9 protein-coding genes are annotated in these 9,744 nt (G+C 73.5%); 6 read left to right on the forward strand and 3 right to left on the reverse strand.

Features of this window, described 5'->3' with window-relative positions:
• Window positions 1-54: 54 nt before the first annotated feature.
• The 3 genes from IOD16_RS17630 (at window position 55) to IOD16_RS17640 (ending at window position 2,116) form a co-directional block, all read left to right on the forward strand.
• Window positions 55-966 (forward strand): hypothetical protein, encoded by a 912-nt coding sequence (locus IOD16_RS17630; protein ID WP_123741727.1) that lies wholly within the window; start codon window positions 55-57, stop codon window positions 964-966.
• Between the two features lie 13 nt (window positions 967-979).
• Window positions 980-1,444, forward strand: a complete 465-nt coding sequence (locus tag IOD16_RS17635; protein ID WP_236595059.1) for a hypothetical protein — start codon at window positions 980-982, stop codon at window positions 1,442-1,444.
• 123 nt (window positions 1,445-1,567) lie between these two features.
• A complete protein-coding gene (locus IOD16_RS17640; protein ID WP_201440913.1) occupies window positions 1,568-2,116 on the forward strand; it encodes a carboxymuconolactone decarboxylase family protein in 549 nt (182 codons plus the stop codon).
• On the opposite strand, the gene IOD16_RS17645 is transcribed toward IOD16_RS17640, so the two are convergent.
• Both IOD16_RS17645 and IOD16_RS17650 read right to left on the reverse strand, forming a co-directional pair.
• On the reverse strand, window positions 2,098-3,501 hold the full coding sequence (locus tag IOD16_RS17645; RefSeq protein ID WP_236595060.1) for an amino acid permease: 1,404 nt from the start codon (window positions 3,499-3,501) through the stop codon (window positions 2,098-2,100). The two genes, IOD16_RS17640 and IOD16_RS17645, sit on opposite strands and share 19 nt — an antisense overlap.
• A 112-nt stretch (window positions 3,502-3,613) precedes the next feature.
• Window positions 3,614-4,735 (reverse strand): NAD(P)/FAD-dependent oxidoreductase, encoded by a 1,122-nt coding sequence (locus IOD16_RS17650; protein WP_201440914.1) that lies wholly within the window; start codon window positions 4,733-4,735, stop codon window positions 3,614-3,616.
• Between the two features lie 526 nt (window positions 4,736-5,261).
• Between IOD16_RS17650 and IOD16_RS17655 the strand changes: the two genes are divergently transcribed.
• From IOD16_RS17655 to IOD16_RS17665, 3 genes are all read left to right on the forward strand, one after another.
• Window positions 5,262-6,464: a glycoside hydrolase family 3 N-terminal domain-containing protein gene (locus IOD16_RS17655; RefSeq protein ID WP_236595061.1), complete on the forward strand. Its 1,203-nt coding sequence runs from the start codon at window positions 5,262-5,264 to the stop codon at window positions 6,462-6,464.
• 68 nt (window positions 6,465-6,532) lie between these two features.
• Window positions 6,533-7,294 carry an SGNH/GDSL hydrolase family protein gene (locus IOD16_RS17660; protein ID WP_201440915.1) on the forward strand — a complete coding sequence of 254 codons (762 nt, stop codon included), beginning with the start codon at window positions 6,533-6,535 and terminating at the stop codon, window positions 7,292-7,294.
• A 345-nt stretch (window positions 7,295-7,639) separates the two neighbouring features.
• Entirely contained in the window at window positions 7,640-8,800 is a 1,161-nt protein-coding gene (locus tag IOD16_RS17665; protein WP_236595062.1) for a hypothetical protein, read from the forward strand.
• On the opposite strand, the gene IOD16_RS17670 is transcribed toward IOD16_RS17665, so the two are convergent.
• A complete protein-coding gene (locus IOD16_RS17670; RefSeq protein ID WP_201440916.1) occupies window positions 8,797-9,735 on the reverse strand; it encodes a S1 family peptidase in 939 nt (312 codons plus the stop codon). The genes IOD16_RS17665 and IOD16_RS17670 overlap by 4 nt on opposite strands.
• Window positions 9,736-9,744 lie beyond the last annotated feature (9 nt).

Raw genomic sequence — 9,744 nt, forward strand, 5'->3', positions numbered from 1 at the left:
CAAGGACATTGAGTCGACCGAAGCGCGCTTCGACCCTCAGTGAGGTGAACGCCCATGACCCAGGTCCGGCCCGTCATCGGGACCGAACGCACCACGCGACCAGGACGGCTCATCGTCGGCAGCGTCATCGCCGGCGTGCTGCTGTCCGTGCTGTGGTCCTACGAGTTCGTCGACCACGTGATCGGCGCGAACGTGGCCAACACCCTGCTCGGCGAGGACGCCGCGACCGCGTCGATCGCGGGCACCGCCGCCGGACTGGTGTTCGCGTTCGTCTCCGGTCTCGCCGGCACGTTCACCGCGTGCAACATCGCCATGGCGGCGTCGATCGGACCGATGAGCGAAGCCGGTGGGTCAGCCCAGGGCACGCTGCGATCACTGCTGCGCCCGTTGGGCTTCTTCACCGCCGGCATGGTCGGCGTGTCGGCGGTCTACGGCGCGGTGGGCGTGCTGATCGGGCCGAGCCTGCCGCAGCTGTCGAGCGCGATGGTCGGCGACATGCCGGTGCGGCTCGTGCAGTCGGCGGTCGTGTTCGGGGTCGTCGGCCTGGCGATGGCCTACCTCGGGCTCGCCGCCCTCGGCGTGCTGCCCGACGTGTTCCGCGGCCGGCCGGTCGCCCGCGTGGTGGTGCTCGGCGCGCTGGTCGGCGCGTTCCTCATCGGCCGGCCTTACCCGATGTTCATCAAGCTGTTCCGCTCCGCCGTCGACTCCGGCAACCCGCTCTTCGGCGCGGGCACGTTCGTGCTCCAGTCCATCGGCAACGTCCTGCTCGTCACCGTCGTGTTCGCGGCGCTGGCCCTGGGCACCAAGGGCCGGTTCCTGCGGTGGTTCGGCTCCAACAGCCGCCGTTCGGCCGTGGTCAGCGCGGCACTGCTCATCTCCCTCGGTGTGTTCCTGCTCGTGTACTGGGACGTCCGCGTCCCGTCGATCTTCGGGATCGGCTGGTTCCCGACCATGCCCTACAACTGACAAGGAGCTGATCGTGTCCGCGACAATCGCTGTCCCGACGACCACGAGGTCGCAGTCCCCCATCCGGAACGGGGCGTTGGCCGGACTCGCCGGCGGCCTCGTGTTCGGGCTGTTGATGGCCGGGGTGGGCTCCCTGTCCATGGTCGGCATGCTGATCGGCGTCGAGAACGCCGTCGTCGGCTTCATCGTCCACATGGTGATCTCCGCGATCGCCGGCGCCGGCTTCGGCCTCCTGACCCGCAACATGACCCTGGTGCCGCCCGTCTACGCCCTGAGCATGATCTACGGCGCGGTCTGGTGGGTCCTCGGCGCGCTGATCATCATGCCGCTGTGGTTGAGCGTGACCGCCGACCCGATGATGAGCGACATGGTGTTCGTGGTCGGCGGCGCCCAGTGGGTCAGCCTGTTCGGCCACGTGGTCGGCTTCGGCATGACCACCGGCGCCGTGCTGCTCGTGCTGCGCGGCCAAGCCAAGTAAGGCCACCGCGCCCGGTCCCGTCGCACCCACGGCGGCGGGCCGGGCCGACCTACTGCGGGAACACGCAGTGCGGCCGTTCACCGACCACCCCCCGAGCGGTCGGTGAACGGCTAGCGTGCTCCCATGGCGCACATCGACCTCGGCATGGACGAGTCACTGTTCCCCGGCATCCGGGGCCTCATGCGGTTCCGGCCCGAGACGGCCGCACCCCTCAACGCGTTGGCCGAGGCCTTGTTGCGGGCGCCGAACTCGCTGCCCGCCGGCGAGCGCGAGCTGATCGCGGCCCACGTGTCGAGGTTGAACGCGTGCCGGTTCTGCGGCGACTCGCACTCGGCGTTCGCCGCCGAGCAGCTCGACGGGGGCATGGCCCTGGTGGATCAGGTGCGGGACGACCTCGACACCGCGCCGGTGTCGGAGAAGCTGCGGGCGCTGCTGCGGATCGCGGGCGCGGTGCGGGAGTCGGGCCTGAAGGTCACCATCGACCTGGTCGACGCGGCCCGGGCGCACGGCGCCACCGACGTCGAGATCCACGACACCGTGCTGATCGCGGCCGCGTTCTGCATGTTCAACCGGTACGTCGACGGCCTGGGCACGCTCGCGCTGGACGACCCGGAGGGGTACCGCGAGTCCGCCCGGCGGATCGTCGAGCACGGCTACATCGACTCGGTGTAGTCCTCCGCCGACCGGTCGCGGGCCGCCCGGCGCAGCCGCACCAGCGGGTAGGACAGCAGCACGAGCGCCACGAACGGCACGCCGACCTGCCACGCCGGGCCGAACGCCTCGGTGAACGCCGTGGCCACCACCACCAGCACCACGTACAGCAGGCTCAGCACCGACGTCACCGGCGCGCCCGGCAACCGGACCGGCGCCGGTGGCAGTCCCCGGCGGGCGCGCCGGAACGCCAAGTGGCTCACGAAGATCAGCATCCACGCCACCATGCCGCTGATCAGGGCGATGCCGAGCAGCACCGGGAACGCGGCGTCGGGCGACCAGGCGGCGGCCACCGCGGCGGCGGCCAGGCCGACCGCCGACGCCAGGACCGCGTTCACCGGGCTGCCCCGGTCGGTCACGGTGGCGAGGGCCTTCGGCGCGTACCGGTCCAGCGCCAGGGAGTGCACGGTCCTCGAAGCCAGGTAGAGCGTGGCGTTCGCGGCCGACAGCGCGGCCGTGAGGATGACCAGGTTCATCAGGCCGGCCGCGGCCGGGATGCCGACGGAGGTGAACAGCGCCACGAACGGGCTCTCCGCCACCCCCTCGACCGCGGCCGCCTCGGTCCACGGCACGATCGCCACGATGATCCCGGTGGCCAGCACGTAGAACAACGCCAGCCGCAGCACCACCCGCCGGGCGGCGCGCGGGATGTCCCGGCCGGGGCTGCGCGACTCGGCGGCCGTCATCGCCACCGACTCCACACCGCCGTAGCTGAACGTCGCCACGCTGACCGCCAGCAGCACGCCCACCAGGCCGTTGGGCATGAACCCGCCGTGGTCGGTCCACGCCGCCAGCCCGACCGCGTCCTGCCCCGGCAGCCCGAACACGACGCACAGCAGGCCGACCACCAGGAAGACGACCAGCGCCGTCACCTTGACCATCGCGAACCAGTACTCGACCTCGCCGAACAGGCGCACGGCCGCGAAGTTGACCGCCAGGATCGCCAGGGAGAACAGGCACACCGCGGCCCACAGCGGCACCTGCGGCCACCAGTACCGGACGTAGAGCCCGGCCGCGACCACCTCGCCGCCGACCGCGATCACCTGGGTCGCCCAGTAGCACCACCGCTGGACGTACCCGACCAGCGGTCCGGCGTACCGCGCGCCGACCGCGCCGAACCCGCCCGCCTCCGGGTGCACCACGACCATCTCGGCGACCGCGTAGGCCACCGCGACCGCCGCCAGCGCCCCGACCAGGTAGACCACCACGACGGCCGGCCCGGCCAGGGAGATGGCGAGGCCGGAGCCGAGGAACAGCCCGGTCCCGATGGCGCCGCCGAGCGAGATCATGCCGATCTGGCGGCTCGTCAACTGCCGGAGCAGCCCGCCGTTCGCGTGGTCCGCCAAGAGGTCCTCCGCCGGTCGCACGGTCCGCGGGCAGCGCGACAGTGCCACTCCCCCGGCGCGGGCGCCATCACCCGGCGCGTCGCCGATACGGCTGGCCGAAGCCGGCCGGTCCTCAGTGGACGGCGGCGGACCGTTCGAACCGGAACGGGGCCAGGGCGTCGTCCCGGTCCTCGCCCAGCGCCTCGGCGGCCACCAGGTCGCCGGCGTGCAGGCTCAGGGTCGCGCCGCTGTGCGAGACGGCGAAGTGGAAGTTCGGCAGCCCGAGGACCCGGCCCAGCACCGGCAGCCCGTCCTCGGGGATGGGTCGCTCGCCCACCCGCACGCTCTCCGCGGACGCCGCGCCGATGCCCGGGTACAGCGCGCGGCCCGCCTCGACCACCTCCCGCACGGCCGACCGGTCCACGCTGACCTCGCCGGTCTCGGACACGCGGGCCGCGCCGTCGACCTCCGGGGTGTGCAGCAGCAGCCGGCCGCCGCCGTCGGGGCGCAGGTGGACGTGCGGCGCGTGGATCACCCGCGCGACCGCCGCGGCGACCGGCGAGGTGCGGACGAGCACGCCGCGGGTGTTGCGCATCGGCAACGCCAAGCCGGCCAGTTCCGCGATCCGCGCCGCTTGCGGCCCGGCGCAGTTCACCACCGCGTCGGCGGGCAGCCGCCGGCCAGAGGCGAGCCGGACCGCGCGCACCGCGCCCGCCGACACCTCCAGGCCCGTCACCGCGTCGCCGGGCACGACCTCCGCGCCGGCCGAGGCCGCCGTCGACAGCAGGTGGCCGATCAGGCGGACCGGCTCGACCCAGCCCTCGCGCGGGAAGTAGGCGATCCCCTCTTCGGGCAGGGCGGCCGGGTCCAGGTCCGGTTCGAGGTCCGACGCCTCGGCCCGGCCGAGCCACCGCGCCTCGTAGCCGTAGTCGAGGACCGCCGCGACCTTCCGGGCCAGCGCCTCCCGGTCCGCGTCGGTGGCGGCCCACTCCAGGTTGCCGGTCTCGTGGTACCAGCCGCCGTGCGGCACGTCGGCCGCCAGCCGCCGGTGCGCTGCCATGCCCTCGACGCTGAAGTCGTGGTAGGAGCGCGGCTGCTTGCCGCAGGAGTTCGTCCACGAGAACGTCGCGCCGGACGTGCCGCCGCCGGGCGAGCCCGCGTCCACCACGGTGACCCGGGCGCCTCGGCGCGTCAGCGAGGCGGCCACCGCCGCGCCGTAGAGACCCGCGCCGATGACGACCGCGTTCGCGACCATGCCGACCTCCTCCTCCCGCGATCAGCGCGGAGCGTTCTCCTTGGGGCACTTCAGGTATAGCACGCGGTCAGGACGCTTTCGGGTGGTCGCGCGGGCGACCCGGAAACTTCCGGCCGGGCCGTTTCCCGATTCGGCCGCGACCATTCTCCCGCGCGGAATCGGGAAACGGTCCCGGCTGGTCGCCGGTGAATGCCGCGCGCACCGGCGACCGGCCGGGGCCGTCGACCCTCGACCCGCGTCAGGCAGTGACCTGATCAGCGCAAAGGCCGCTCACGAGGGCTCGGGCGACCGCGCCGTGCGACCGGGTGGTCACCGGGCGCGCGGGCCGATTCGCATTTCAACATCAACGCGAAAAGCGCAGGCACGACCACCTGCCGGAACGCGTCGGTTCACGCGCGATCGGCGCAACCGATATCATGGCCGTGATGCCTCGTGACGCGGAATGTGGATGTGACCTCGGCGAGGACTTGGGAGTGAGAGCTGTGCACGCGGGAAATCGCCGGTCGGACGACGGGGGTGACCGCCGGTGAGGCGCACCGGCGGCCGTGGGGCGGGGACGTCGGCGCTGCTGGCGTTCGTGGCGCTCGGCGCGCTGGTCGCCGGGTCGTTCGCCGTGGTGACCTCCGTGCGCGGCGACCGGACGGCCCAGCCCGCGGCTCTGTCGACGGCGTCCTCGACCGTGCCCTCGACCACGCCGCCACCGTCCTCCACGACGGTCGAGCCGCCTCCGCCGGTGGTGGACCCGTGCGCGGAGAAGATCGCCGCGCTGCCGCTGCGGGCCCGGCTCGCGCAGCTGCTCGTCATCGGGGTCGACCCCCGCGGGCCCGCCGACGCCCTCTCGGTGGTGCGGAACGAGCAGGTGGGCGGGATCTTCATCGGCGGTGACGACGTCGGCCTGCTCAGCGCCGGCGCGCTGGCCCCGGTGCACGCCGCGGCGGCCCTGCCGCTGACCGTCGCCGTGGACGACGAGGGCGGGCGGGTCCAGCGGCTCGACGCGCTGGACGGCTCCATGCCCAGCGCCCGGCGGATGGCGGCCGACCTGTCGCCGGACCAGGTTCGCGCGGTGGCCGAGGAGCGGGGGCGCGCGCTGCGTGAACGCGGCGTCACCACCGACCTGGCGCCCGTGCTGGACACCAGCGGCCAACCCGACCGCACCGTCATCGGCGACCGCTCGTTCAGCCCCGACCCGGACACCGCGCTCGGCTACGCCCTGGCGTTCGCGGAGGGACTGCACAACGCCGGCGTCACGCCGGTCGTCAAGCACTTCCCGGGGCACGGCAACACGACCGGCGACTCGCACCTCGGCGCGGTCACCTCACCCCCGCTGGACGCGCTGCGCGACACCGACCTCGTCCCCTACCGGCACCTGCCGCGGTTCGGCGACGTGGTCGTGATGCTGGGCCACATCGACGTGCCCGGCCTGACCGGCGGCGTGCCCGCCACCCTCAGCCCCGAGGCCTACGCGCTGCTGCGCGGCGAGTTCGGCTTCACCGGCCCCGCGATGACCGACGACCTGGGCGCGATGCGCGCGGTGACGGACCGGGTCGGCCTCCCCGACGCGGTCACGCAGGCGCTCGCGGCCGGCGCGGACATCGCCCTGTGGTCGTCGGGCGGCCGGGTGGGCGAGGTGCTCGACCACCTGGAAGGCGCGGTCGCCTCGGGCGTCCTGCCGCCGGCGCGGGTGGACGAGGCGGTCCACCGGGTGCTGTCGGCCAAGCAGGTGTGCTGAGTCACGCGAGGGACGGCGCCGGCGCCTCCTATGCTGGTCGTGACGTTTCCAGCAGGGAGGCACCGGCAGTGCGATACGTGGCCATCGGCGACAGCTTCACCGAAGGGGTCGGCGACGAGCGCCCCGACGGCACGCCGAGGGGGTGGGCAGACCTGGTGGCGGAGGGGCTGGCCGTCGGGCTGGGCGAGACCGTCCACTACGCCAACCTGGCCGTGCGGGGCCGCCTGCTGGAGCCGATCGCCACCACCCAGCTCGACGTGGCGCTGGCCCTGTCGCCCGCGCCGACGCTGCTCACCCTCAACGGCGGCGGCAACGACATGATGCGGCCCGGGGTCGACCTGGCGCGGCTGGTCCGGCTGACCGAGCAGGCGGTGCGCCGGTGCGTGGCGGCCGGCGTGCGGCTGGTGCTGCTCAGCGGGGCCGACCCGTCGCAGCGGCTGCCGTTCGGCCGCACCGTCCACCGCCGGGGCGAGCTGCTGACGGCCGCGATCGCCAAGGTCGCCGAGCGGCACGACGTGCTGCTCGTGGACGCGTTCAACGACGTCGAGGTCCGCCGCGCCGAGTACTGGTCGCCGGACCGGCTGCACCTCAACGCCGCCGGCCACCGGCGGGTGGCGTCGCTGGTGCTCAAGGCGCTCGGGCACACCACGGAGGCGCACGCGGTCGACCCGGGCCCGGTCGCGCGCCGCAGCCTCGTCGCCGAGACCCGCTACTACCGTGAGCACGTCCTGCCGTGGGTGAACCGCCGGATCCGGGGCATCTCGTCCGGTGACGACGCGACGGGCAAGCACCCCGACTGGGTGCCCGTCGAAGCCAGGCCGCGGGTCTGACACCCGCGGTGCGGCACCTCGATCCGGCGATCATCCACCAGGGCACGCCGTGGCTCGCGACACCGGACGCGGTGGTGCGGGTGCCGGCCTGCTGACCGACGAACGGGTGCCGGCCGGCTGCGCGTCGAGCTGGTCGCGTTCCTGACCGACGTGGTGGCCGAGGTCGCCGCCCTGCTCGCCGAGGACCTGGTGATCCGCGACGCCGCGGCACGCCTGTCGGAGGGCCGCGAGCCGGCCGACCTGTGCCGGCGGGTGCTCGCCGCGGGCTGAGGCCGTTGCGCCGGGGTGTCGACTGCCGCCATGATGACGGTTCGTCAGTACTCGACCAACAATGGTGGTGGTCTGGTGAACAAGTACCGAACGGTGATCGCCGGGGTCGCGGCGGCGCTGGTCGCGAGCATCCTCCCGGCCGTGCCCGCGCAGGCGGCGACGACGTTGCCCGCGGCGAACTTCCGCCTGAAGGCCACCTCCTACTCGGGGCTGATCGACGACTTGGACGCCGCGCTGCCCAACGTCAGCGTGCCGACCGTCGTCGGCGACGGCAACCGCGCCGCGACGTCCTGCTCCCCCGCCGCGGCCAACCGCGTGGCCGCGTTCTGCTGGAACACCGGTGACGACGACGTCGCCTACTGGGTGCCGCAGGGCATCACGACGACCGCGGACGCCTACGGCGAGGCGACCTACGAGGGTTCGACCGCGGTCCTGGTCAGCTGGTACGACAACGGCGCGGACGGGATCGACCGGGGCATCCGGGTCTCGTTCGTCGACTACGCCACGCCGTCCGCCCCGACCTACCGCCACGTGCTGCTGGTCGAGCCGTACACCACCAGCGCGGGCCAGGCGTCGTTCCGGCCGGTCAACCTGCACGCCGGCGGCATGTTCTGGTACGGCCACCACCTCTACGTCGCCGCCACGAGCAGCGGTTTCCGCGTGTTCGACCTGAGGCACCTCTGGCAGACCAGCACCACCGACGGCTCGGCGATCGGCCGCCAAAGCGACGGCAGCTACCAGGCCTACGGCTACAAGTACGTGCTGCCGCAGGCCTTCGCCTACAACCAGTCGACCACCAACGGGCACGAGGCCATCCGGTTCTCGTTCGCCTCGCTGGACCGCACGAGCACGCCGGACAGCGTGGTCGTCGGCGAGTACGCCAACCCGGGCGCGGGCAGCCGGCTGTTCCGCTTCCCCATCGACTACACCACCCGGATGCTCACCACCGCGTCCGACGGCTACGCCCGCGCCGCCGAGGCCTACGACGTGTCGGTGCAGAGCATGCAGGGCGCGACCGCGGTCGACGGCAAGTTCTACCTCTCCACCAGCGACGGCAGCGGCAACGCGGGCGACCTGGCCACGTTCACGCCGGGCGGCTCGGTCGTGATGCACTACGACGTGCTACCGATCGGGCCGGAGGACTTCTCGTACTGGCCCGCCAAGGGACAGCTCTGGTCGCTGACCGAGTACGCCGGCAACCGCTCGGTCTTCGCCGTCCGCGCCTCCGCGTACTAGGGCCGGGAGGCTCCCGGCACGGTCCACAGCCACTGCTCGTAGGACGCCACGCGGGTGTAGATGCCGCCGTCGCCGCACGGGCGCAGCGACGAGGCGGTGGCCCGGGAGGTGGCGCCGGCGAGGAACCACCGATCGCCCGACTGGACGTAGGCGGGGCCGCCGCTGTCGCCGTTGCAGCTGTCCCGGTCGAGGAACGGGGCGCCGGCCACGAACTCGGTGGCCGCGTCCGCGCCGTGCCGGGGGTCGTCGCCCGCGATCGGCACGTCGACCACCCGCCTGCGCCCGTAGCCGCCGCTGCTGTGCACGTCGGTGTTGCCGTAGCCGGCGAGCCGCACGAACCGGGCGGCGGCGACCTGCTCGGGCGTCGCGATCGGGCGGGGTGTGACCGAGGCCGGGCGCGCGAGCACCAGGACCGCGATGTCGCCGGTGGGCCTCGGCGGGCGGTAGGACGGGTGCGCGAGCGCGGTCTCGACCTCGATCACCTCGCCGTCCTCGGGGAACTCCACGTCCTTGCCGACGAACACGCGGGCCGCGCACCCGCCCTCCACGCAGTGCCCGGCGGTGACGACGACGTTCGGCGAGACGAGCGTGCCCGAGCAGCACCACGCGTCGGCCCGGCCGATGGCGACGCACTCCGGGAAGTCGGCCGTGGGCACGCCGCCGATGATGCGGGCGTGGTCGCCGACCACGGCGCGCATGTTGGCCAGGTACACCGGGTCGGTGTAGAGGCTGTCGGACGGCGCTTGCACCGCGACGGCCGACCTGGTCAGGGGCGACACGCCCCGGCGCAGCAGCGAGCGGGCCATCCGGTAGCCCTCGGCGGCGTCGCCGGTGAGGAAGCCGTCGACCTGGTTGGCGAAGGCGTGGTAGACGAGCACGAACCGCTGCTCGTCGTCGCCCGCGATCATCCGGGCGAGCTGTGCCACGGCGGCCATGGGGTCCTG

This window comes from Saccharothrix sp. 6-C (genome assembly GCF_016695385.1).
GTDB classification, from domain to species: domain Bacteria; phylum Actinomycetota; class Actinomycetes; order Mycobacteriales; family Pseudonocardiaceae; genus Actinosynnema; species Actinosynnema texasense.

Bases quoted from the DNA above. Each gene is read 5' to 3' on its own strand.
- IOD16_RS17630 (WP_123741727.1), top strand. From the start codon at position 55: ATGACCCAGGTCCGGCCCGTCATCGGGACCGAACGCACCACGCGACCA.
- IOD16_RS17670 (WP_201440916.1), bottom strand. From the start codon at position 9,735: ATGGCCGCCGTGGCACAGCTCGCCCGGATGATCGCGGGCGACGACGAG.
- IOD16_RS17640 (WP_201440913.1), top strand. From the start codon at position 1,568: ATGGCGCACATCGACCTCGGCATGGACGAGTCACTGTTCCCCGGCATC.
- IOD16_RS17650 (WP_201440914.1), bottom strand. From the start codon at position 4,735: ATGGTCGCGAACGCGGTCGTCATCGGCGCGGGTCTCTACGGCGCGGCG.